The 22,205-nt window shown below is 45.0% G+C and carries 22 protein-coding genes; 13 read left to right on the top strand and 9 right to left on the bottom strand.

The window, feature by feature from the left end; all coding sequences use genetic code 11:
* Position 1: 1 nt before the first annotated feature.
* Positions 2-1,354: a hydantoinase/oxoprolinase N-terminal domain-containing protein gene (locus tag ACLVWP_RS14085; protein WP_413558126.1), complete on the bottom strand. Its 1,353-nt coding sequence runs from the start codon at positions 1,352-1,354 to the stop codon at positions 2-4.
* Between the two features lie 93 nt (positions 1,355-1,447).
* On the opposite strand from ACLVWP_RS14085, the gene hisC reads away from it, so the two are divergent.
* The 3 genes from hisC (at position 1,448) to ACLVWP_RS14070 (ending at position 3,859) form a co-directional block, all read left to right on the top strand.
* On the top strand, positions 1,448-2,590 hold the full coding sequence (gene hisC, locus ACLVWP_RS14080; protein WP_413558124.1) for a histidinol-phosphate transaminase: 1,143 nt from the start codon (positions 1,448-1,450) through the stop codon (positions 2,588-2,590).
* Positions 2,591-2,630: 40 nt separating this feature from the next.
* A complete protein-coding gene (gene cmk / locus ACLVWP_RS14075) occupies positions 2,631-3,284 on the top strand; it encodes a (d)CMP kinase (protein WP_413558122.1) in 654 nt (217 codons plus the stop codon).
* Between the two features lie 176 nt (positions 3,285-3,460).
* Positions 3,461-3,859, top strand: a complete 399-nt coding sequence (locus tag ACLVWP_RS14070; RefSeq protein WP_413558120.1) for a hypothetical protein — start codon at positions 3,461-3,463, stop codon at positions 3,857-3,859.
* A gap of 7 nt (positions 3,860-3,866) precedes the next feature.
* Here the strand turns inward: ACLVWP_RS14070 and ACLVWP_RS14065 are convergent, their stop codons facing one another.
* Both ACLVWP_RS14065 and ACLVWP_RS14060 read right to left on the bottom strand, forming a co-directional pair.
* Positions 3,867-4,301 carry a hypothetical protein gene (locus ACLVWP_RS14065; protein WP_413558118.1) on the bottom strand — a complete coding sequence of 145 codons (435 nt, stop codon included), beginning with the start codon at positions 4,299-4,301 and terminating at the stop codon, positions 3,867-3,869.
* Entirely contained in the window at positions 4,286-5,416 is a 1,131-nt protein-coding gene (locus ACLVWP_RS14060) for a hypothetical protein (RefSeq protein WP_413558116.1), read from the bottom strand. Before ACLVWP_RS14060 ends, ACLVWP_RS14065 begins: the two co-directional genes overlap by 16 nt.
* A 214-nt stretch (positions 5,417-5,630) precedes the next feature.
* Here ACLVWP_RS14060 and ACLVWP_RS14055 point away from each other — a divergent pair, with 214 nt between their 5' ends.
* The gene (locus ACLVWP_RS14055) at positions 5,631-6,398 is read left to right on the top strand and encodes a hypothetical protein (RefSeq protein WP_413558114.1); all 768 of its coding nucleotides are present in this window, start codon (positions 5,631-5,633) and stop codon (positions 6,396-6,398) included.
* A 32-nt stretch (positions 6,399-6,430) separates the two neighbouring features.
* On the opposite strand, the gene ACLVWP_RS14050 is transcribed toward ACLVWP_RS14055, so the two are convergent.
* From ACLVWP_RS14050 to ACLVWP_RS14035, 4 genes are all read right to left on the bottom strand, one after another.
* Positions 6,431-7,321, bottom strand: a complete 891-nt coding sequence (locus tag ACLVWP_RS14050; RefSeq protein ID WP_413558112.1) for an alpha/beta fold hydrolase — start codon at positions 7,319-7,321, stop codon at positions 6,431-6,433.
* Positions 7,322-7,450: 129 nt separating this feature from the next.
* Positions 7,451-7,870: a hypothetical protein gene (locus ACLVWP_RS14045; protein ID WP_413558110.1), complete on the bottom strand. Its 420-nt coding sequence runs from the start codon at positions 7,868-7,870 to the stop codon at positions 7,451-7,453.
* Positions 7,867-9,210 carry a hypothetical protein gene (locus ACLVWP_RS14040; protein ID WP_413558108.1) on the bottom strand — a complete coding sequence of 448 codons (1,344 nt, stop codon included), beginning with the start codon at positions 9,208-9,210 and terminating at the stop codon, positions 7,867-7,869. The genes ACLVWP_RS14045 and ACLVWP_RS14040 overlap by 4 nt, the downstream gene beginning before the upstream one ends.
* A 105-nt stretch (positions 9,211-9,315) precedes the next feature.
* Positions 9,316-10,605, bottom strand: a complete 1,290-nt coding sequence (locus tag ACLVWP_RS14035) for a hypothetical protein (RefSeq protein ID WP_413558107.1) — start codon at positions 10,603-10,605, stop codon at positions 9,316-9,318.
* A 233-nt stretch (positions 10,606-10,838) separates the two neighbouring features.
* Between ACLVWP_RS14035 and ACLVWP_RS14030 the strand changes: the two genes are divergently transcribed.
* The 6 genes from ACLVWP_RS14030 (at position 10,839) to ACLVWP_RS14005 (ending at position 16,281) form a co-directional block, all read left to right on the top strand.
* Positions 10,839-12,641, top strand: coding sequence for a 30S ribosomal protein S1 (locus tag ACLVWP_RS14030; protein WP_413558105.1), 1,803 nt, complete (start codon positions 10,839-10,841; stop codon positions 12,639-12,641).
* Positions 12,642-12,735: 94 nt separating this feature from the next.
* Complete coding sequence (gene sppA / locus ACLVWP_RS14025) at positions 12,736-13,731, top strand: signal peptide peptidase SppA (protein WP_413558103.1); 996 nt, start codon at positions 12,736-12,738, stop codon at positions 13,729-13,731.
* Between the two features lie 3 nt (positions 13,732-13,734).
* Positions 13,735-14,346 (top strand): HIT family protein, encoded by a 612-nt coding sequence (locus tag ACLVWP_RS14020; RefSeq protein WP_413558101.1) that lies wholly within the window; start codon positions 13,735-13,737, stop codon positions 14,344-14,346.
* Positions 14,343-15,092 (top strand): rhomboid family intramembrane serine protease, encoded by a 750-nt coding sequence (locus tag ACLVWP_RS14015; protein WP_413558100.1) that lies wholly within the window; start codon positions 14,343-14,345, stop codon positions 15,090-15,092. Before ACLVWP_RS14020 ends, ACLVWP_RS14015 begins: the two co-directional genes overlap by 4 nt.
* A gap of 109 nt (positions 15,093-15,201) precedes the next feature.
* Positions 15,202-15,387 (top strand): hypothetical protein, encoded by a 186-nt coding sequence (locus tag ACLVWP_RS14010; RefSeq protein WP_413558098.1) that lies wholly within the window; start codon positions 15,202-15,204, stop codon positions 15,385-15,387.
* Between the two features lie 225 nt (positions 15,388-15,612).
* Positions 15,613-16,281 (top strand): hypothetical protein, encoded by a 669-nt coding sequence (locus ACLVWP_RS14005; RefSeq protein ID WP_413558096.1) that lies wholly within the window; start codon positions 15,613-15,615, stop codon positions 16,279-16,281.
* Between the two features lie 56 nt (positions 16,282-16,337).
* Here the strand turns inward: ACLVWP_RS14005 and ACLVWP_RS14000 are convergent, their stop codons facing one another.
* Together ACLVWP_RS14000 and ACLVWP_RS13995 are read right to left on the bottom strand one after the other, a co-directional pair.
* A complete protein-coding gene (locus ACLVWP_RS14000) occupies positions 16,338-17,270 on the bottom strand; it encodes a hypothetical protein (RefSeq protein ID WP_413558095.1) in 933 nt (310 codons plus the stop codon).
* Between the two features lie 17 nt (positions 17,271-17,287).
* On the bottom strand, positions 17,288-18,298 hold the full coding sequence (locus ACLVWP_RS13995) for a L,D-transpeptidase family protein (protein WP_413558094.1): 1,011 nt from the start codon (positions 18,296-18,298) through the stop codon (positions 17,288-17,290).
* A 169-nt stretch (positions 18,299-18,467) separates the two neighbouring features.
* Here ACLVWP_RS13995 and fliL point away from each other — a divergent pair, with 169 nt between their 5' ends.
* The 3 genes from fliL (at position 18,468) to ACLVWP_RS13980 (ending at position 21,992) form a co-directional block, all read left to right on the top strand.
* Entirely contained in the window at positions 18,468-18,980 is a 513-nt protein-coding gene (fliL, locus tag ACLVWP_RS13990) for a flagellar basal body-associated protein FliL (protein WP_413558092.1), read from the top strand.
* 179 nt (positions 18,981-19,159) lie between these two features.
* Positions 19,160-20,572: a M16 family metallopeptidase gene (locus ACLVWP_RS13985; RefSeq protein WP_413558090.1), complete on the top strand. Its 1,413-nt coding sequence runs from the start codon at positions 19,160-19,162 to the stop codon at positions 20,570-20,572.
* The gene (locus ACLVWP_RS13980) at positions 20,565-21,992 is read left to right on the top strand and encodes a M16 family metallopeptidase (RefSeq protein ID WP_413558088.1); all 1,428 of its coding nucleotides are present in this window, start codon (positions 20,565-20,567) and stop codon (positions 21,990-21,992) included. Before ACLVWP_RS13985 ends, ACLVWP_RS13980 begins: the two co-directional genes overlap by 8 nt.
* The last annotated feature ends 213 nt before the right edge of the window (positions 21,993-22,205 follow it).

The following is a 22,205-nucleotide window of genomic DNA, read 5'->3' as shown; positions in this document are numbered from 1 at the left end:
ACTAAACCTTGGCTTTCATACCGACGGCGATAACCGCACGGGCTTCAGCGAAATCTTCCTTATCGAAAGAAGCACCAGCATCTTTTTTAAAGCCATTGGAGAAAAGATCAGCCAACGGACCTGTAACTTTGATTTTTTTATTCTGACGATGCATCAGTGATTCCATCACGATTTTCTGCATACCAAGGCTTTGCAGATCTTTGATCACTTTGTCTGTTTCCAGATTGCGATCATGGGAAGCTTTGATCAAAGCTAACAACGAGTTTTTAAATTTTTGTACGCCTGCGGGGATCATACGATCTTGCAAGCCCTCAAGTTTCGCGACTTTCGCGTTTTCCACCCACAGATCCATCAACGTCGCTTTTTGACCACGACCAAAACTCATCGGACCTGGTTCCCAGCCTTCGCTGCGGTTGTTGAAATCGAAATGTTTGAAGTCGTTCAGCTCCAGACCCAATGTTGGTTGGATACCTAGGGAGCGGATTTTCAGACTTTTATTTTCAACTTTGCCCCATGGGCTTTCCCAGATATCGCTCCAAGAATTAGGAGAGATCAAAACAAAGTCTTCAAGGCCTAAGTGCAAAACGTCGACTTTAGAATCTTGATATTGAAAACCCAAAGCGCTGTAAGAGGCAAAAAGGCTACCGACACGTTTATGGTTTTCATCTTGGAAAACTTCGCCCTCAGCGCCGACAAAATAGATTTTATCTGTAGGCACAACATCTTTAAAACCCTCAACCAGGTCTTTTTTAAGATCTTGGAACAGGCTCGAAATCGTCGCATTCAGCGCATTTTTGCGCCAGCGAGTGACCTCATCCTGGTTTTCAGTTTTTTCAGGAACGAAAACTTCGAGGTTTTTGCTTTGGAAAAATTCTTGAGCTTGTTTTTCGTGAGCAGGGTTGATGTTCGCGTGTAAAAAATGAAGGCAGACTTTTTTGATTTCCATCAACTGCAATTTTGCAGCGATGCCTTCTAGTTCCTCGTTTGCAAGAGCTTGGTGAATTTCACCAGAAGCCTGAATACGTTCACGTACGGAAAAGTGCAATTCTGAAGAGGTTAGTGCAGATCCCGAGCAACCGCGAAGTTCCAGCCAGTTTTCAAAGCCCTCAGTAGTTACATGCGCCACAGCGCCTGAGAGTTTGTAATCCATGAGTTTTTCAGAGATGCGCAGGCTGACAAAGGCTTTGGAAATTTCTTTGTCTTTATGAGCAGCAACGAATTGTTGAAGTGAATTTTTTAAATTCTCACGGGTCAGGTAGGCGCGTTTGGCTGCAATTGTTTTAGAACCATCCCACAGAATGTACTCCGCGAAAGATTCGCCAACACTTACACCGAACATGAAACTGTTTTGCATTTTTAAACGCTCTCTATTGAAATCGCACTAGAATGTGTTAAAGCTAGGCGATCAGATATAGCAAAGATATCCCCGTAAGAAAAGGATTGTTACGTGAAGATTTCTCCAGAAATTCTAAATCTTGTCCCTTACAAACCAGGAAAGCCTATTTCCGAGACTCAACGCGAATACGGTTTGAAGACAGTTTACAAGCTTGCCAGCAATGAAAACCCTCTAGGGCCAAGCCCGAAGGCGATGGAAGCTGTTAAAAAGGCTTTAGAGCATCAAAATCTTTATCCAGATCCATCTCACTATGACCTTTTGCACACGATTTCCAAACAGTGGGGATTTCCTACAAATCAATTGGCGATCGGCAATGGCAGTGATGAGTTGATTGATTTGCTAACTCGCATTTTCTGCGAGCCGAAACAGGGGGTTTTGACTTCTGTAGCGGCTTTTAACGCCTATGAGGTAAGTGCTGCTGCGAATCGTGCAGCCATTCGTAAAGTGCCTTTGACAGAGGGATATCGTTTCGATTTAGAAGCGATCGCGGACTATTTCTTTGCTCACCCAGAGCAAGACATCCGTATTATTTTTGTTTCGAATCCTAATAATCCGACGGGGACCTATGCATCCAAAGAGGAAGTTGAGACTTTCTTGGCTCGTCTTGGAAACCGCGATGACGTGATGATCGTCTTCGACGAGGCTTATAACGAATTTGTGCGAGCTGAAGACTATGCTTCTGCACAAAATTACATCAACAAATACAACAACCTGATTGTTTTGCGCACATTCTCGAAAATCTACGGCCTAGCGGGTTTCCGCGTGGGTGCTATGATTGCTCCAACAGCCGTGGTTGAGGTGTTTAACCGCGTGCGCAAGCCTTTTAATGTCAATGATTTAGCGCAAGTGGCTGCAAATGCGGCTCTGCAAGATAAAGAATTCCTTCAACGCTCGCAGCAAATTTGCTGGAAAGGGCTTGATTACTTCTATAAGAAATTAGAAGAATTAGGCCTGCCGTACATTCATTCCCAAGGGAACTTCGTCATGTTTGACACACTTCGTGACGCGGTGAAAGTCAATGAAGCTTTGCTTCGTCGTGGGATCATCATGAGACCTGTTTTAAATTATGGTTTCAAAACGCACATGCGTCTGAGTGTAGGGCTTGATCACGAAAATGAAGCGGCATTGGCTGCTTTAAAAGAAGTGCTCAAAGAGATTCCTGTTTTGGCTGGAACGCCAATTCCAACAGTTTAGAATTTCTTAAAGCTAGTGTAGATTGGATTTTGGAGTGGACATGGGATTAGTAGTAACGATTGATGGGCCTGCGGCATCTGGTAAATCTTCAGTAAGCCGTGAACTTGCTCGCCGTCTTGGATGGAAGTGGGTTTCTACAGGTGCGTTCTATCGTGGTCTTGCCTATGCTGCGATCCAATTGGGTGTTGATCTTGACGACGTAAAATCTCTTGCAGAGCTTACGCACAATCCAGTTTGGAATGTGAGTCTTGAATCAGACCGCACTCGTGTTTATTTCAAAAATGAAGACGTAACAGACTCTATTGCTCACGAAGACGTGGGTAACTTTGCCAGCAAGGTGAGCCACTATCCAGAAGTGCGTAAAGCGCTTTTGGATGCTCAACGTAACTGCAGCAAGGGCGAACATGGTTTGGTAGCAGAGGGCCGTGATTGCGGGACTGTTGTATTCCCAACTGCGGAAGCAAAAGTTTACCTAACAGCTTCTAGTGCTCACAGAGCTGCTCGTCGTGCGACGGAATTGGGTCTTGATCAAGGTGATATGGCGAAAGCTCAAAAGCAACGCGATCACCAAGACTCCACTCGTAAAGTAGCTCCAATGACAGTTCCCACTGATGCATTTGAGTTGGATTCAACAGAGTTGGATCTTCAACAGGTTGTCGACAAAGTCGAAGCCTTCGTTAAATCAAAAATCTAATTATTCAGTTCAAATTCACAGAGATCCGTAAAGTTACGGGAGTGCGCAGTTTTAGGTCAGGCCCTGGTATTTATTCAAAAATATTGAGGGAAAATGGCCTGGGCTGCGATATATGCGACTTCACTGGCGGCCCGGAGATTGTAGTAGTAGCGGCATTGGTTATCCCGGAGGCCGTTATGTTGAAGTTCATCGTATTGCCAGCTTTAGTTTTGATCAGCTCACTTGCTCATGCAAATAAGGAAGTGGTTGTGACCTGCAAAGGGTCTGTAAATGCGAATATGAAGCCTCAGGAGACCTATGCGGTGAAGCTGACAGAGTTCGGTGACATCGTGCTTGAGGGCCAAGATGCCAAGGCATCGCAAATCTATATCAAAGTAGATGCAGCCCAAGTGATCCGTAAAAATGATGATTCCGGTTTAAGCCTTCACAGCGCTAAACGCCAAATGGGTATGACTTTGTCCAAGCAAACTTTGGATATTGATTATAAAACGGGAAAAGGCCTGGCCCAAGATACGTTGACTCTCAACGGTGGGTCCAAGCCTCGTTCAATTTACCTAGCTTCTTGCGCTCGCTAGTTAAAATCTATTTCGTATAAACACAAGTTCCAAGATCGCTGCCATCACGTTTGTAGCTAACAGTGATTGTTGAAGACGTGATTTTCACAGTCGTCATCGAGTCAGATTTAACCTGACCTTGGCAAATCTCATTATCAATTCTAACCAATGTTGTTGAAGAAGCGTCGTCCGTGCGAGTGGATTTTTGCGTGAATTCACAGTTTGCATCCAAGTCCGATTGCATTCTTACGTCTTCGTTAACGATCGGCATGATATCGATACCTACGCGCAAGTTCTTGTCGCGCAGATCACGTTTTTGCATATCGATTTCGTTGCAGATCAAATCATCGCCACTTGTCAGTTTGTATTTACCGAAAGACAAAACCGGAACAGTTTCAGCATGGGCAACACCAGTCAACACGATGATAGAACTAAGGATCAGAGCTTTTACTGTTGAAAACATAGTGCGAACCTTTCCATGTGTGGAAGCATTTGTCTTTGCAGGCGGCCTTTTCTAGTTGGACCCCAGTATTTACTACCAGTCGTCGCTTTACTGCCTTTTGCTAGTTGCGTGTCTTTCATTATCTCAATAGCACACTTCGCTTGTCCAGCGGCTGTTTTTACGTTGGAGCACTCAGGACCACGAGATCTGCGAAGGATTGGAGAAAGTTCTACGGTCCAGATACCAAGTCCATCCGTCGGATTTAGGCGGCGTGTATTACCATTTCTATCTCTGTAGAATTGGCCATGTCTTAGTGATGGATTACATGTTGAAGACTCTTCTTGGCCCAATGAAGTCCAGAACCAGTTCCAAGCTTTCAATTTGTTTTCAGTGCTTAGGTTGTTAAAGCGTGGGCAGAAAGAACCCAGAGCATTGCTCTTCAAATAGTATTTGCTGTTTCTTGGATCAGCCATTGTGCTCATCATGTATTGACCTAGTTGTGTTGAATCTCCTTGAGAATTCATCAACAGGTTTTGACATTGATTAGACATGCCGCGAGCTTTTTTACCGCTCACACGTTTTTTAGAGATCACTGCGCGACGACCTGATTGTGTCGAAACCGTAGAGCAGTTGATACAGTTGTCTTTGTTCTTAGAACCATTGGCTCTATTGATAGCATCGATAGCTTCTTTGTTTGCCTGAGCTTTCTTTTTAGAGAATTCAGGATCTGTTACAGCTGGTTTTTCAACTTCAGTTCTAGTTGCTTTTGCTTTAGTGATATCTTTAGATTTCGCAGCCTTGTCCCAGTTTTGTGGAACTTCTTCAAATAGAGATAAATCGGAAGCACCGTCTTTGTGGTAAACCCACATTTCGTTGCCAGCCATGCGGCCGTTCATCACTTTGATTTTAATACCGTAGCTACCTGAACGTAGCTTCTTAGTCTCAAGGATTTCTCCGCGAGTTCCACGCGTTAACGTGGTGACGATATTGTTATCGTTTCTGTTGAATGAGCTTGAGCTGCGACCATTTAGCATGCCATTCAATTCTACATATTCTTCCTTGCCGGTGAAACCCGACAATAAAGACACGCAGATCGTGCCGGCTAAAATTCGTTTGTAAAGCTTAGTTAGTTCCATACGGTTTTCAAGTGCAAGGAGCAGGCGCAGTTGGCACACTGGAACTTTTGAGTGATTCCAGTCACTTAAAACGTTACGACCTCATTCCATTTTTTAACTTCTGTGGAGGATTCGGCGTTTTGTCACCGCGCTGTCAACGGACTGATCAGCACAAGGCTTCCCAGATTGATACAATAGATTATGGGTGGCTTATTAATTGCTTCTTATATTGAGTATGTCGTCTTTTAAAGTCCTTCAATCCTTTATAGCAGCGGTACTGCTCCTTGGAAGCCTTTCGGTTGCCAAGGCAGGCCCGTCTAATAAGGACGCCTTCGAGCGTATTGAAGGCGGCTTCGTGGATATCAAAGAGGGTGCTTATATCGACGGATCCGTGGGGCACAAAGGCATTCAGCCGGACTATATAATGGATCTGAAATCAGAACCTTTGCAGGCGATCATGAAGAAGTCCGAATCCATCGGTGCTTTGCAAATCGATGAGTGGGATAAGATCGGTATGGTATTAGAGGTCGTTCGTCAGGACGTCTTTAAATATCAACACTACTACAATCCCTATTATCGTCGTTTGCTGAAAAAGTATCGTGTGGCTGGCGAGGATATTCCTTTAAGTGAATACGTCAGCTGCCAAGCGGGAGTTTGTCGGGAACATGCCATGGTTTTACATTTTGCTTTAAAGGCTGCGGGCGTTCCCAATCACTTCGTCTATGCGGATGTGGCAAGAGTTTATAACTATTATCTGTACAATGAGGACCATGCTTTCACCGTTATTCGTAAAAATGGTGTGGACTGGGTCGTCGACGCGTATAATGATTTGTTCAATGGATATCGCCTTGATGAGTTGATGTCTAAAAACGGAATTTCATCGGAGGGGGAGAGGGCTCCATTTGCAGTTCCTTCAAAGGACAATCGCTTTATTCGTAAGATTCACAACTTCCCGGTGGTCTACAATCCCAAAGGGCTTTCTTGCCGAAGTGTTTTCCAATAAAAAAAAAGGCCGTCTCGCAACGGCCTTTTTCTTTAGTGATGTTTAGAGCTGAGCTCGTCGCCCAGGCGGCCTTGGTTGCGACCTGCGGTGATGTCTGCCTCAGTGCCAAAGAACTCCAGCAAATCGGTATTAAACTTATCTGCTTCCACTTGGGCCAATCCATGGGATGAGCCCTCATAGACTTTCAAAGTCACATTAGGGATCAGCTTCGCAGATTCCAATGAGGCGGGAATGATCGGAACGATTTGATCATCGGTGCCGTGGATCAGTAATGTCGGTACATCGATCTTTTTTAGATCCTCGGTAAAGTCAGTCTCTGAGAATTGCTTGATGCAATCGTACAGCGGCTTGATTCCGCCCATCATACCTTGCAACCAAAATGAATCGATAATTCCTTGGGAGGTTTTATTCATCATGCGATTAAAGCCATAGAACTTTTTAGGAAGTTCTCGAAAGAACTCGGATCTGTTGTCAGCAACGGCCTTACGGATGTCGTCAAAAACCTCAATCGGTAACCCTTCAGGATTTTGCGGTGTTTTCAACATCAGGGGAGGCACGGCTCCCACCAGAACAGCCTTTGCCACTCGAGTCGTTCCATGGCGTCCGATGTAACGGGCCACTTCGCCGCCACCTGTGGAGTGACCGACTAGAATAAGATTCTGCAAATCCAGATGATCAATCAGCTCTGCTAAATCATCCGCATACTGATCCATCGTATTGCCTTCGGCTGTTTGTGAAGAGCGTCCATGACCACGACGATCGTGAGCAATCACACGGTAGCCTTCATTCAGCAAGGTCAACATCTGTCCATCCCACGCATCAGCCGTGAGCGGCCATCCATGAGAAAACAAAACGGGTTGCCCTTGGCCCCAGTCTTTATAAAAAATCTTTGTGCCGTCAGAGACAGTGAAATGCGCGCTCATAATAGATCCTTTCAAAAAATGAATTTGAATGTGACCTATTTAAGCTAACAGTTGCATTGGGAGGGGAGGACTGAATAGGCACCTACCTGAAGAAAAGCAGGTGCCCGTTTTGTGTTATGACAACACTCCTTACCATTTGGCAGGAGTGTAAATGCTCGAGATCTTGAATCCTGATTTTTCTTTCTTAAAGAAAACCAGCTTGGTGGTTTCGCCTGTCTCGGGCTCAGACAACTTCACGCAAATAAAATAAGGTGTGACAGCGTGATAGCTTTTCAGCTGATATTCTTTGCCATCACAGGCCCAGATTTTTTTAACGGACTGAAGGTTGTTAAACCAGTACGACATTCCACCTTGTTCGCGAGTGTCCATCTTTTCAGAAAAGACTTCTTGATAGCAGTTCACCGAATTCACCAATTGGGTCGCATCTGCCTTAGCCGGTTGAACACGACAAGAGACAGCTTTTTCAAATTGCGATTTCATTTCCTTGAAATTGCCATTCGCAGCCCACAAAGAGTGCGAAGCGATAAAGGTTGCAATAAACGTCATCATTGAGTACCTCTCACTGAGTTAGAACCGCTAGCGGCCGTCATTGCCTTTTTGCAGGTCGGACTTAAAATCTTATTCAAAACTTGGGCTGAATATTTCTTTTCCAGTCCCTGACATTTTGCCACTTCTACAGGACAAGACAAGTTTCTTGATTTCAAGTTTTCCGCCACCTTCTGAGTCATCGAATCAGAACTGTATTCCGAACAGTTGATGCCCTCATCCCAAGCCTCCGTCACGTAGTCTTTGAAATCAAAACTGCGCGCGACCTTGAATTTACCATCTTGGCAACTCACAATCGGGTTGCTGCCGCTGGAAAGATCTTTCCAGAAAACCGAACCACCGTAGTTGGCAGAAAGATCTCCGTAGGATTTCACCCCCGAGGATTTTAAACCAAACATACCGTCTTCTGTGCTCATGCTATAATCCAAAGCTTTGTTCAAACCGTCTTCCTGAGTCGTCAAAGAGTTGGCGCTCACGGAGTTTTCTTTTTGAAAAAGATCAAAACCCTGGTCAAAAAAGTGACCCAGTTTATCTGAACCGATATTCACTCCGTTTACTTTGATAACACTTTGCAAAGTCACGTTGTCGCCGCGGTCTTTGAAATTCAAAACCAGCTTCAAACATTTTCCTGCATCACTTTCCATAAACTTAGAATCCATGCCGCCCGGACCGCCAGGTCCACCCGGGCCTCCAGGGGGAGGTCCGCCTTGCATGTCTCCAGGTGGTGGCCCCGGTGGTCGACCACCCTCATGATCGCCACCGGGACCATTCGGTCCGCCACGCGAGCCTGGGGGACCGCCGGGAGGACCTTTACGTTTCGACATTTCAACAAGTCTTTGCGCTTCTTCTTTTTGTGAGTCAGGAACTTTACAGATCACCAGTGGATCTGAAGAACTGCTCATCAGTTTGCGCACAGCAAGTTTTGCTTTGGCGACAGATGTGGAGGAGTTTTCCTTCACCGTGCCCCAAAGTTTTAACCAAAAACCCACTTTGAAAACGGATTCAAATGAGGTGTTGGAATAAATGGAATCATCCGTGCTGGGAGGATCGATTTTTTCAATCGCTGGGTTTTTCTCGGCCCAATTTTCCATCCCGCCGACGATACCTAAACCGGAGCTATCAGCGTTAATCTGATTGCGCACGTTCGTGTACAGTTCTTTGAGGTCGCAGGATTTCGTCATCGACACGGCCGTTTGAATCTTTTTATTTACTTCCTGATTCACCACAGTTGTGGAGTCTTTGATGTTGCGATCGCGTTGATAAAAACTGTCGATCTCAAAGCCGTGTGCCGGCAGCGCGACAGTTAAGCTAATCAATAAGGTGGTCGTGAGTTTTTTGGCCATCTCTGATCTCTTTCTTCGTTAGGTGAAATCAGAGTAGGCATAGAATGTTGGATGATTATGGAGCTCAAAATATATTTTTATACTGTCTCAAGTCGGGACAGATAGTTAGAAACGCTCAGCAAGTAACAGCGCTTTGACGGCGGTAGCTGTCGTATAGGCTGAGGAGCGCCACACGACCGGATAACGAGCCACAAAGGTCGCGGCAAAGTAAACCTCCCCCGGCCAATACACAAAGCCATGGCGGTCCCTTGTCGCCATTCCCGCCAAATAGTTGGCACCGTCATGTACGGCTTCACGATGTTCGCGATTGTTGGGATCACCCAATTGGGCCAGAGCACTTAAAGCCCAAGCGGTGGATTGAATGCGGTCCGGGCGACTCATGTACTTGTTCTTCCAGCCACCATTGCGCTTTTGTTTTTTCAAAATAAAAGCGATGAGGTTGTCACGCGAAGGCTCTAGGCAACTGCCGCCTTTGTCGATGATTTCTGCCATCGTAAACGGCAGCACATAACGGCTGGGATAATACATTCCGCAATAAAAGAAATCATTTTTGATCGCCATGCGATTCAAGTGATTGCAGGCAGCCTTGTAACCCGGGCCATCCGTATTTTTCGCCATCGTCAAAACTTTTAAAACATTGGCATTCACTACACAATCGACATCATTGCGATTGAACGGCACCCGTGTTCCGTTGTTGGGACGGGAAAAAAGATTGCGCGGCATCTTAGGATCATCTTCATCCCACAACCAAGTTAAGAATGCGCCCGTGTTTTTCTGTCCCTGTCCCGCATTGTAAACATGGGCTTTGCGCTGAACATCGCGAGCCTTAGAAAAAGCACGCACCACAGATTCTGGAAGATGCTGATAGCTGTGCTCGCCATTTTCAATTTTGTGCAAGTACTGCAAGGTCGCATAAGACACAGAAGTGGTGTCGGCATCAGGAGGAATGTTCGCAAAACCTTTAAAGCGCGGAGCCAGATACATGTAACGAGGCTGTCGGACTTTGACTCCGCGATAAGTTGTCGGCGGATAAAAATTAAAAAGTTGATCCCAATAATAATTACGAAATCCTGCGACTGTTTTACGAATCATCGGCGGAATGGAATTGTACTCGGGCGCTAAAAAATAAATCTCTGCCAAAACATTGGCAACAGAGGCTGCCACAAAGGCAGTGGGCTCTTCGTAAGGGTGATTGAATTTACCAACTCCCACGGAACTCGGCAGGTAAGAGGTGACTCGGGCGATCCATTGTCCGGGATCGTAGCCCTCCTCCCCCGTGGTTTGATAGTGCTCGATAAAGCCTAAAGCGGATGAAATTTGGCTGCGAAATTGGGGTCCTGCGAAACAAAAGGGACCGCTTAAGCATGCGAACAAAAAAATGGAAAAAACCTTCACCACGCCTCCCGTACTCTCAAATCAAATATGTTCGAGTTCAGCAGGGAAAATAGGGGGGAGGCAAGAGCCCCTGTTAGCTTACATTTAGACACCTTTTGAAAAGGGTAACGAGGGGCGTAAATCCTTTGACTTCCGCCCCCTTAGCTCGCTAAACCATTGTTTCGCCAAAGAGCGAAGAAAGGTACGGGTAAGGTCCCTGAGGCTTTACTACGTGGAGGTTTTTAAAAAACGATATGACAAAACAACTTAACAAGGCCGAACTTGAAAAACAGAAAGTGCTAGCTTTCTTGGATGCAGAAGATTCTAAAGTCGCTGCTAATCCTGGCATCTATGGTGCTAAAAAATCTGAAAAAGGCGAATTCGATTCTCTATTCGAAGCGTCCATGAAAGAGCAAGATTTCAAAGTTGGCGACGTTGTTACTGGTTCAGTAGTAGAAGTTCAATCTGACTACGTTCTAGTGGACATCAACTACAAGTCTGAAGGTTTGATCGCTATCAATGAATTCCGTATTGTTGACGGTGTTCGTGAAGTGAAAGCTGGAGACAAAGTAGAAGTTCTTATCGACCGTATCGAAAACGAAAACGGTATGATCGTTCTATCTAAAGATAAAGCAGACATGCTACGTGCATGGACTGACATCTCTAAAGCAGCAGAAAACGAAGAAGTTATCGAAGGTACTGTTGTTGCTAAAGTTAAAGGCGGCTTGAGCGTTGATATCGGCGTTAAAGCATTCTTGCCTGGATCTCAAATCGATCTACGTCCGGTTCGCAACATGGACGTTTACTTGGGCAAAAAATTCAAATTCAAAGTTATCAAATTCAACAAAAAGCGTGGCAACATCGTTCTTTCTCGCCGTGCGCTTCTTGAAGAAGAACGCGACAGCTTGCGTTCACAAACTCTTGACACTATGGCAGAAGGTTCTGTTGTTACTGGTATCGTTAAAAATATCACTGACTACGGTGCATTCATCGACCTAGGTGGCATGGACGGTTTGTTGCACATCACTGACATGTCATGGGGCCGTGTAAAACACCCTTCTGAAATGTTGAATGTTGGCGACGAAATCCAAGTTAAAGTTCTTAAATACGACAAAGAAAAAGAACGCGTATCTTTGGGCATGAAACAGTTGCACAACGATCCTTGGGAATCTGTTAAAGCTTCTTACCCAGCAGGCACTAAGCTTAAAGGTAAAGTTGTTTCATTGGCAGAATACGGTGCATTCATTGAACTTGGCGAAGGCATTGAAGGCCTAATCCACGTTTCTGAAATGTCTTGGACTAAACGTGTAAAACACCCTTCTCAAATCGTTAACGTTGGTGACGAAGTAGAAGTAGTAGTTCTTGAAGTTGACACTGAAAACCGCCGCATTTCTTTGGGCATGAAACAGCTTCAACAAAATCCTTGGATTGAACTTAAAGAGTCTTACGCTCCAGGTACAATCATCGAAGGTGAAGTTAAATCTGTTACTGACTTCGGTATCTTCATCGGCATCGAAGAAGGTATTGACGGCCTAGTTCACATCTCTGACTTCTCTTGGACTAAACGTGTAAATCACCCAAGCGAAATGTTCGCTAAAGGTGCTAAAGTACGCGCAGTTGTTCTAGGCGTAGACATCGAGAACGAAAGATTCTCTTTGGGCATCAAACAACTTGAATCAGATCCTTGGGCTAACATCGAGAACAAATACGCTATCGGTACACAACACGACGTTAAAGTAACTAAAACAGCTGATTTTGGTGCTTTCGTTGAGCTTGAGTCTGATATCGAAGGTTTGATCCACATTTCTGAGCTTACAACTGATAAAATCAACACAGTTGAAGACTTCATTAAACCAGGTCAATCTGTAAAAGCTGAAGTTATCTCTATCGACAAAGACGCTCGTAAGATCGGTTTGTCTGCAAAACTAGTTAAACTTCGTGAGTCAAAAGCTGACGTTGATGACTATGTTAAGAAAGCAACAGCAACTTCTAAATCAACTTTCGGTGACTTGTTCGCTGACCAGTTGAAAAACATGAAGACTGACGGCAAACAGTAATATCATACCGCGTTGCGGTGCGATTGACTGAAATGTCGAAAAAGGGGAGCCTAACAAGGTTCCCCTTTTTTTATTTTCAGCAGGAGTCGGCAGCGTGGCGCAGAAGAATGGTTTCTTCAAAAAACTTATCATCATTATCTTAGTTTTCATCGGTATCGGCGCTGTTCTTAAAGCCGGATCAGGAATGTTCGGTGAGCAAGAAAAAAAGCTCTCTGCTAAAAACACAATCCTTCAGTTGGAAATGAATGGCGTGATCCTAAACGGGAAACGCTTCCTAAAAAATCTTAAGAAATATTCTGACGACAACCGCGTGAAAGCGATCGTTATCAATATCAACTCTCCGGGCGGATCCGTTGGTCCTTCTCAAGAGATCTTTCACCACATCAAAAAAGTACGTGAAGAACTTAAAAAGCCTATCGTTTGCGTGACGACGGGAGTGATGGCTTCTGGCGCTTACTACTCTGCTATCGCCTGCGATAAAATTGTTGTGGCTCCTGGTGCCTTGGTGGGCTCTATCGGTGTGATCATGGAATTCGCGAATCTTGAAAAGCTTTATGACTGGGCTAAGGTTTCTCGTTATTCCATCACTTCAGGTAAATTCAAAGACTCTGGTGCTGAATACCGTGCGATGCGCGCTGATGAAAAAGAATTGTTCCAAAGCATGATCAACGAAGTCTATGCACAGTTCCGCGGCGCCGTAGCTAAAGAGCGTAATCTTAAAGATGACGTTGTGTCTCAATATGCTGACGGTCGTGTTTTCACAGGCTCTACAGCGGTGAAAGTCGGCTTTGCGGACCAAGAAGGTTTCCTGGATGACGCTATTAAATTGGCGGCAGATCTTGCGAAACTTGGCAAAGACTACGACGTCTTTGAAGTTCCTAAAAAGAAAATGAGCATCTTTGATTTCGGTGACAAAGACGCGGAAGACGATTTGAACTCTTTGGCGGAATACGCGGACATCCTTAAAGGTAAAGCCGCTGTTGCGGCTGGTATCAATCCAGGTGTGAACATGGAAGGTGCTGTGAAGTACTTGCTTCGTGCTCAATACTTGAATCAACCGTTGTACTTGATGCCAGGCTACTGGGAGTAGTTGATGGCAATAAAGAAAGCGCTGAAAAAAACCTCTGTTAAAAAGAAAGCTGCTAAAAAGCCGATGAAGAAATCTGCATCGGCTGAAAAAGCTGCGGTCTGTATTAATCAGAATGTTTGGCCGATGGAACGTGATGTTCTGTTCCGTCCAGACCGCATGAAGTACGTGCGTAAGCTGATTAAGCCTGAGGGGTGCGTTTTCTGTAACGCCGCCAAACACGAAGTGTCGTTTGATTCTTTGTGCGTTTATCAAACGAAGCATTCCATGGTGGTGCTTAATAAGTTTCCTTATAACAGTGGCCACATCTTGGTATTGCCTCGTCGTCACTGTGGGGATTTGTTAAAACTCAGCGACGCTGAATTTACTGATCTTCAGAACGTGATCCGTATCACAATGAAGGCGATCAACTCGATCTACGAACCGGGCGGTATTAACCTCGGTTTGAATCATGGGGCCGTGGCGGGTGCGGGAATTCCTGAACATCTTCACTATCATATGATTCCGCGTTGGGCGGGTGATCTTAACTTCTTCCCATTGATTGCTGAGACCAAGGTCTTGGTTGAAAGTCTCGAGCAGACCTATGAGAAGTTTTTGGAGTATTTTAAAAAGATATGAATAGAGGCGTAAGTTTTCAAACAGCACCGCTGACTCCTGCAGTGAAGTGGTTGTTGATCATCAATGTGGCGATTTGGTTCCTTCTACAAGTAATGGTGGAGGGATTCGGTAAGATTCCTATCACGCCATGGTTGTCGCTCTATCCGGGCAAGGTCCTTTTTAATTTCGAAATCTGGCAGTTGGTTACATACATGTTCGTGCACTCTTTGCAGGTCACGCACATCTTGTTCAACATGTTGATGCTTTGGTTCTTTGGTGCCGAGCTTGAACAGCGCTGGGGCACGAAGTTCTTCCTGACGTATTACTTCGCATCGGGCATCGGTGCCGCGATCATCTACTGTGTGGGTGTTTGGGGCTGGGCTTTGGCGACGGGCTCTGAAACGGGCTTAATCGTTCCAGTGGTTGGCGCCTCGGGTGCGATCTTTGGTCTTTTGCTGGCTCAAGGGATCATCTTTGGGGAGCGCATCGTTTACTTCTTTATGCTCTTCCCAATGAAGAACAAATGGTTCGTGGCTTTGATGGGAGGCGTGCAGTTCGCCTCCATGATGACTTCAAGCGTTACGGGTGGTGAGGTTGCTTACCTGGCCCATCTGGGCGGTATTGCAGCTGGTTTCATCACTCTTCAGGTGAAAGCCTGGATTGTTCGCCAAGACTTTAAGAAAAAGGCCAAAAATAAGGGCCGTAACCTTCGCCTGGTCGTCGATAATGAGAAGAAAGACGACAAGCCCCCAAAATACTGGAACTAGCTTCAAAGGGCCTTAAAAGGGCCCTTTAGCTTTTTGGGGAGGGGCTCTGGACAAGGGCGTCGGAGTTGGATATAACGATTAGCGATTTATATATTTAAAAGGAGCACGCATGTCTTTGGCTGAAGCTAACAAGAATCTTAAATGGGACACTAGAATGACTGAAACTAAAATCAATTCTGGTGAGCTTAAAAAAGAAGAAATGCAAAAGCACCTTGAGCAACTTCCTGATCTTGCTCACAACGTTGAGAAGTTCACTATCGACGGTAAATCTTCTTCTACAGAAGAATCTCACTAAGACTTCGCAGTCCTAGTTTGGAGTTAAAGAGCAGCCCTAGAGGCTGCTTTTTTTATGCCCTCATTCTGACCGAGCAACTCCTGGGCAGCTTGGTAAATAGTTCCTGTTGTTTCCACGGCAACAGTTCATAGGCAATACGGTGCACTTTGGCCCGGCTTTCGCTGGCACAAAATGTGATAAAGCCTCCCTCAGCATAATAATTTTTTAAATATAAAGGATGTGCTTATGAAATCACTTTCTGTAGTGGTTATGGGTTGTTTGCTTTCTGTGGCTTCTTTCGCGGCGCCAACTTCGAACCGTGTTGTTGAAAAAGCAGATCGCGTGGCGATGGAACTTCGTTACCGTGGCCACCAGTTGTCTCAAGAACAATTGGAAAAAATTAATAAGAATTTGGATTCTATCCGTTTCATCTTAGACGGTGATTTGGATGAGTCAGGTTCTTTGAGTTTGTCGTGTGTTCCACGCGATAATGATGGTCGCCCTCCTTATACTTTGGCCGCTCGTGAAGGCGTTCAAACTTTTCAGTTGGGTGCGATCTATGGAACTGCACAAGACTGTGATCAAGCTTTGAAATCAGCGCGTGTTATCGGAAATAAAACTTTCGTTTGTTCTTCTAAAGACAACGACGGCAGAGAGCCAACGATCATGGCTGTTATCGCTGGTAAACAGCTGACTAAGATTGCAGGCTCTGTGATGACAAAAGGTGATTGCAACGAAAACTTGAGACTGATGAAAGCAGACCGCGGCGGCAACGTAGCGCTTTGTGGTTCTAGAGATTCAGACTCACGTGCTCCATTTATCGCGATCAGCGTAAATGTAAATAACGGTTCAATCCAAAAGAGCAACACTACATTCAGTAACATTACTGAATGCAGACGCTTTATCGGTCAGTAGTTATTTCTGAGAATTAAAAAGAAAAAGCAGCCCTCAAGAGGCTGCTTTTTTTATTTCTAAATACCGTAGTATTCAAAAACGCGAAGGGCGATGGCGAATTCAGCTTCCAGATCTAAGGGATCAGAAGCGATGTCGAAGGCTTTCTCTTTCGAGGGCTTGTGAATCTTAGCCAACTTCTTTTGAGCTTCCTGCCAGTAACGTTCCTGCCATTGAGGATTGGTCACGCGAGTAAAGAGCTCGTTGATTTCAAGGCTGCGCTCTGTAGCATCCTTGTTCATTTTCTTTTGTCCTGGGAAAACGTAATCGACAACTTTGACGATGTCTTCGGGGTTCACCAGTTCCAGCGTGCAGTAAGTTGCGCATACCATGGCGAGCAGGTATTTGCGATAAGTCGCAAGATCCTTCGTGTGGTAAGAGTGCTCTCCACCAGATCTATAAATGACCTTAAGATCTTCGTAAATCGGCGAAAGCTTTTTACCAAGCTCATCACCCAAAGCTAAATCTAAAACCACCACCAAGCTTTCGGCGAAATTCAAATATCTGCGAAAGGCCGTGGCATCTTTCGGTGCGGGTGGAAGCAATCTCCACAGCACGCGGTGATTCTGCTCGTGATACAAAGAGATTTCGTTAAAGCGACCTAACGCTTCTAATTCCTTATCAGGATCAGCCAGTTCGTCAGAGTGATCCTTAAACCACAAAAGCTCAGACCAAGACGGGGAGTATTGAATTACATCCGCAAACAAATCCTGAGCACTCAAAGAGCGCATCGTTGAGCAGACCTTGGCTTCAAAGACTCCGCCGAGCTCCTGATACATTTCGCGGCTCGCGCGGTACAGGGAGCTTGCATGCAAAAGCTGAGCATCGAGTGGGTACTCGTCTAAAACGATCTTTTGATATTTTTTGGAAGTTGGCAGACTTGAAAGAAGTTTTAAGTCTGCAAGAAAATCTTGGACGTGCGAATTCGCAGCGGCAGGGGCTTTCTTAGTCATGTATCGCCCCTTAGTGATTACTGAGTTTGCTGAATGTTGCCAGCTTGCGCTTGCATAGAGTTTTCGTGAGCGATGGCGCTAGTCACAGCTTTTTGGCTGAACGGTGCCCACTCTTCACGAATGATTTTGTAAGAGTCACCGGCTTTAACCGCGTAGATCGTTTTCACACCGTAGTCGATGTGCTTGTCAGATTCATAGCGTTGCAGCGTTTTTACCAACAACTGATCGTTGTGTTGAACGATGTAAGGTTGGGAAAGGTGAACCTTGATGAACTCGTACTGTTTTTTAAGATTGGATTTGTGTGCTTTCCAACCAGCGAAGTCAAAACCAGGGGCTTTGAATTCAGCATCATAGAAGCCCATATACTTATCGATGTCTTGGGCTTCCCAAGATTGGCGCCAGCCTTCGATAAATGTATTCAAAGCCACACGGCGTTTTTCATGCTCATCTTTAGAAACGTAGCTCACATGATCAAAGATCAAGATCGGCGTTTCGTTCAATTTCACATAGTCAGCCAATTTTTTAATAACTTCATTACGAACTACAACACAACCACGTGAACCACGAGTCAAAGGAACCGTGTCGGGGATTGCATGCAACCAAATACCAGAACCTGTTTTATTTTGACGTTTGTCGAAAAGGTTCGGGTAGTTCGTTGTGAAAGCCAAACCGCCATAAAGGTTGAATGGAATTTCTGGTTGAGTCAGACGCTTCTGCAAGAAATAGATTCCTTCCGGAGTTTTCTTGTCATCACGTTTAGTTTTGTTACCGCCAGCCGCACCGATGTCAGCAGGGTACTCTTCAACTTTTTTGATTTGTTCGCCATTGCGCTCAAAAACTGTGAGCTTACGTTTTTCCTTATCAACAAGGAATACGAATTTAGAGAAGGCCTCTGTCTCCGAGATCTGCAGCAGTGGAGCTGGCAGCAAATCGCTTGCCCCAATCTGAGACGGTGCAGAAGATACAGATTCCGCCCTTGCAGGCAAACAAGCTAATAATAGTAGGGATCCCGAGAGCAAAATTCTCATAATATATTATTTCGGAAGACTCGTTATTTTTGTCAAGTCTCAGCGTGAAAATGTCTAGAGATTAGACGAAAACTGCTAAATTCATTAGGGAATCCTTAAGAAAAATTGAGGGTTAGGGCGTTAAGACCTAGGACCGTTGCTCCGATAGTCTCTTTGTAGTGAGGTTTACATGGCAGAGAGTCAAGAACAGGGACAAGCACCGGCAAAGCCCAAGAACACAGGGATGATCCTGCAAATCGCATTTGCAGTGCTGAATCTGGCTGTAATGGGTGGCGGCGCTTATATGGTATATGCCTCGACAATAGGTTGGGAAAGCCCTGTCATCAGCGAAGAATCAGCAAAAAGGGAATTAGCCTCCACTGAGGAAACAGAATTGGCACCTATGGTATTCACGATGGACAAGTTCACTGTGAATCTAGAAGGGGAGCCTAAAAGAACAATTCGTCTTGAGGTGAATTTGCAGATGCTGGGTAAAGATGGCTTTGAAGAAGTCATGGAACCAGAGAATCGCGCCAAGGCCCGTGACAAAATCGTTCGTATCCTTAACGAAGAAGGCTTTAACGACTTGGAGAGCATCCAAGGAAAGTTATTCCTAAAAGACAAGATCGCGATGGAAGTAAACGGCATCCTTCATAAGGGTGTTGTGAAAGACGTGTTCTTCTCTGACTTTGTTGTGCAATAGCATACGTGACAATTAAAGATGTAATAGCTCTAAGGCTCCGGTAACCCCGGAGCCTTTTTCTTTTCCCTCACCCAAAGTCGGTGATGTCTAAAGTCTTAAACCGCGGCAAATTCTTGTCATCTGAGTTGGACCAGACCAAACTTAAATCGATAGAAAATACTCCAAGGAAAGAAGCAACTATGAAACGGATTTCTACTTTGCTTGTCGCTGTGGCGTGCATCACTGCAAGCTCGGCACATGCCGTCGACCCAATGCCTAAACCAGTTCAAAAACCAGAAGTGATCGGTGCCATCAAAGGATGGTCGAATACGGATGGTATGAAACTCAGTCTGCCAGTGACAAAGTTCACTTTGAAGAACGGTTTGACGGTTTTGTTGGTGGAAGATCACTCAGTTCCTATGGTGAGCTATCACACTTGGTACCGCGTGGGTTCTCGTGATGAGTCTCCGGGAGTTACAGGTGCTGCGCACATGCTTGAGCATATGATGTTCAAAGGTGCCAAAAAATATGATGGCAAAGCATTCGATCGTATCTTCCACGAAAATGGTATTACGAACAATGCCTTCACAACGAATGATTACACGGGCTTTTATCAAAATCTTCCAAGCGACAAGCTAGAGCTTGTTATGGACATGGAAGTGGACCGTATGAGCTCTTTGTCTTTGAAACCTGAAGACTTGAAAAGTGAAAAAGAAGTCGTAAAAGAAGAGCGTCGTTGGAGAGTGGACAACAACCCGATGGGTGTGGTTCGCGAAACAATGATGAGCACGGTTTTCAAAAACAGCGCTTACCACTGGCCGGTGATTGGCTATATGAAAGATATCGCAAACTATGACTCTGAAAAGTTGCGTTTCTTCTATAGCACGTACTATGTGCCAAACAATGCGATATTGGTTTTGGTAGGGGATTTCGATTCTGCAAAAACCAAGTCTTTGATTGAAAAATATTACGGCGCTTTGGAGTATCGTCCATTGCCTCGCCGCGAATATCCGAAAGAGCGTCAGCAAGCTGTTCAGCAAAACGCTTTCGTACGTAAAGATGTTCAGAATGCTTCATTTATCGTGGCTTTTCAAAGCCCTGAGCAAGGATCTCCTGATTCTTACGCATTGGATCTGGCTTCCAATATTCTTGGCAACGGAACTTCGTCGCGTCTTTATAAACGCCTGGTTTATCAAAAACAAACGGCGACTTCGACGTACTCGTTTAACTATTCGATGCAAAATGCCGGTGTTTATGCGGCAGGTGTGATGGTGAAGCCGGGTGTGGAATACAAAGACACGTTGGAGATCGTTTACAATGAGCTTTGGAAATTGAGAAATGCCAAGGTTTCAGATCTTGAGTTGCAGAAAGCGAAAACTCAAGTGGTGAAAGAGCTGGTTGATGGCTTGAAAACTATGGATGGTAAAGCTCGCGCCTTGGCGGTGAATGAAATCCTAACGGGCAGCTATGAAAACCTATTTAAAGATATCGAAAAATATCAGGCTGTAACAGCTGACGATATTAAACGTGTCAGCGAAAAATATACGAATCAAACTCAGCGCTCCATCATCGTGCTGGAACCAAAAGGAAAACAAGGAGCTGCAAATGAATAAGCTGATCCAAACTCTGACTCTGCCAATCGTTGCAGTTTCGCTCGCTTCATGTGCTGGTAAGGGATCTAAAACGGGGAGCCAAGGTCCTGTTCCGGCAGGCTATTCTGCTCCGAAAAGCACAGGCTCATTTAAATTGATGCCGTACAAAGAAGTCGTTCTGGAAAATGGTCTTAAAGTTATTTACGTCCGTGATAACAGTCTGCCTCGCGTAAGCATGACGGTGTTATTTAAGACGGGAAATATGCAAGAACCGAAAGAGCTTGCAGGTTTGAACGCGATGACAGCGTACATGCTTGAACAAGGCACACAAACACGTGATGCGATGAAAATCGCAGATGAGTTCGGTCAAATGGGAACGTCTTTAGATGTCAGCCCTGGATTTGACGTGACGACTGTTTACGCTGATTCATTGACGAACAACTCTCCACAGCTGTTGCAATTGGTGGCTGATATCTTGATGAATCCTGCATTTAAAGATGCAGAGATCAATCGTACACGCTCGCAAATCTTGGCTGGTCTTAAAAAGAAAGTCGACAATCCATCGGCCTTTGCAGATGAACAAGCAGATCTATTCTTGTTCGGTGATCACCCATACGGTCGTGATACGAATGGCACGCAAGATTCGGTAAGAGCTTTGCGCAAACAAGACATCATTAAGCACTACCTGACTTTCTATCGTCCTAATAATGCGACGATGGCGGTTGTGGGGCAGTTTGATGATGAATTTGAAAAGCAAGTGCAAGAGCAATTGGGGAAATGGACGAAACGCACGATTCCTGAAGTGACTGTTGCGGCGGCTCCGGCAATTGAAAAGTTGCAAGTGAAGTTGATCGTTAAAAAAGGTCTGCAACAAACACAGATCCGCGTGGGTCAATTGGGTATTTCTCGTAAGAGCGATGACTTCATTCCTTTGCGCATGGCGAACGAATCTTTGGGTGGCAGCTTCGGCAGCCGCTTGAATCAAAAAGTTCGCGATGATTTGGGTCTGACATATTCCATCTATTCAAATTTCGATGCTCGTAAAGAGCGCGGGAGCTTCGACGTTTCTACTTTCACAAAAAATGAAACAGCAGCGAAGGCCTTGGACGAAACTTTGAAAGTTCTAAAAGACTTTGTCGATAATGGTTCGACAGAGCAAGAGACTGTAGCCGCACGCAATCAGCTAGTAGGGCAGTTCCCACGCGCGATCGAAACTTCAGATCGTCTGGCGTACAACTTGTTGGTGCTGGATTACTTTAATATTTCTTATGACTACCTAACGGATTATATCAGTACGGTAAATAAGATTAAGCAAAAGGATACAAACGCCGCTCTAAAAAAGGCGTTGGACCCAGTAAAATTCAAAGTTGTGGTCTACGGGAATGAATCTATCATCCCACAATTCAAAGACTACCAACCAGAAATCGTCCGCGTTAAATAAGATAAATCCGCAATGAAAAAGGCACTGATTTAAAGTCAGTGCCTTTTTATTTTGATATTGGAGAATAGATTAATGTTTAATGATTCCCTACTCGAGGAGCCTAAAGGAGTTCTACAGGTATGAGACTCTTCCGCCGATGAGAACTCGTTCCATTCTATAGACGGGAACTTTAGCCGCATAAAAGTCTTCGATCCTATACTGGCTCGCATCGAT

The sequence above is a fragment of the Bdellovibrio sp. HCB209 genome (assembly GCF_047306065.1).
GTDB lineage: Bacteria > Bdellovibrionota > Bdellovibrionia > Bdellovibrionales > Bdellovibrionaceae > Bdellovibrio.
Note: the sequence above shows the minus strand (reverse complement) of the source record. Positions and strands in the feature narration are given on the sequence as shown.

Coding starts and splice junctions, on each gene's coding strand:
- ACLVWP_RS13985 (WP_413558090.1), top strand. CDS start 19,160: ATGAAACGGATTTCTACTTTGCTTGTCGCTGTGGCGTGCATCACTGCA.
- ACLVWP_RS14085 (WP_413558126.1), bottom strand. CDS start 1,354: ATGCAAAACAGTTTCATGTTCGGTGTAAGTGTTGGCGAATCTTTCGCG.
- ACLVWP_RS14060 (WP_413558116.1), bottom strand. CDS start 5,416: ATGGAACTAACTAAGCTTTACAAACGAATTTTAGCCGGCACGATCTGC.
- ACLVWP_RS13995 (WP_413558094.1), bottom strand. CDS start 18,298: ATGAGAATTTTGCTCTCGGGATCCCTACTATTATTAGCTTGTTTGCCT.
- ACLVWP_RS14005 (WP_413558096.1), top strand. CDS start 15,613: ATGAAATCACTTTCTGTAGTGGTTATGGGTTGTTTGCTTTCTGTGGCT.
- ACLVWP_RS14015 (WP_413558100.1), top strand. CDS start 14,343: ATGAATAGAGGCGTAAGTTTTCAAACAGCACCGCTGACTCCTGCAGTG.
- ACLVWP_RS14055 (WP_413558114.1), top strand. CDS start 5,631: ATGTCGTCTTTTAAAGTCCTTCAATCCTTTATAGCAGCGGTACTGCTC.
- ACLVWP_RS14000 (WP_413558095.1), bottom strand. CDS start 17,270: ATGACTAAGAAAGCCCCTGCCGCTGCGAATTCGCACGTCCAAGATTTT.
- ACLVWP_RS14045 (WP_413558110.1), bottom strand. CDS start 7,870: ATGATGACGTTTATTGCAACCTTTATCGCTTCGCACTCTTTGTGGGCT.
- ACLVWP_RS14070 (WP_413558120.1), top strand. CDS start 3,461: ATGTTGAAGTTCATCGTATTGCCAGCTTTAGTTTTGATCAGCTCACTT.
- ACLVWP_RS14040 (WP_413558108.1), bottom strand. CDS start 9,210: ATGGCCAAAAAACTCACGACCACCTTATTGATTAGCTTAACTGTCGCG.
- ACLVWP_RS14020 (WP_413558101.1), top strand. CDS start 13,735: ATGGCAATAAAGAAAGCGCTGAAAAAAACCTCTGTTAAAAAGAAAGCT.
- ACLVWP_RS13980 (WP_413558088.1), top strand. CDS start 20,565: ATGAATAAGCTGATCCAAACTCTGACTCTGCCAATCGTTGCAGTTTCG.
- fliL (WP_413558092.1), top strand. CDS start 18,468: ATGGCAGAGAGTCAAGAACAGGGACAAGCACCGGCAAAGCCCAAGAAC.
- cmk (WP_413558122.1), top strand. CDS start 2,631: ATGGGATTAGTAGTAACGATTGATGGGCCTGCGGCATCTGGTAAATCT.
- ACLVWP_RS14010 (WP_413558098.1), top strand. CDS start 15,202: ATGTCTTTGGCTGAAGCTAACAAGAATCTTAAATGGGACACTAGAATG.
- ACLVWP_RS14065 (WP_413558118.1), bottom strand. CDS start 4,301: ATGTTTTCAACAGTAAAAGCTCTGATCCTTAGTTCTATCATCGTGTTG.
- ACLVWP_RS14050 (WP_413558112.1), bottom strand. CDS start 7,321: ATGAGCGCGCATTTCACTGTCTCTGACGGCACAAAGATTTTTTATAAA.
- ACLVWP_RS14030 (WP_413558105.1), top strand. CDS start 10,839: ATGACAAAACAACTTAACAAGGCCGAACTTGAAAAACAGAAAGTGCTA.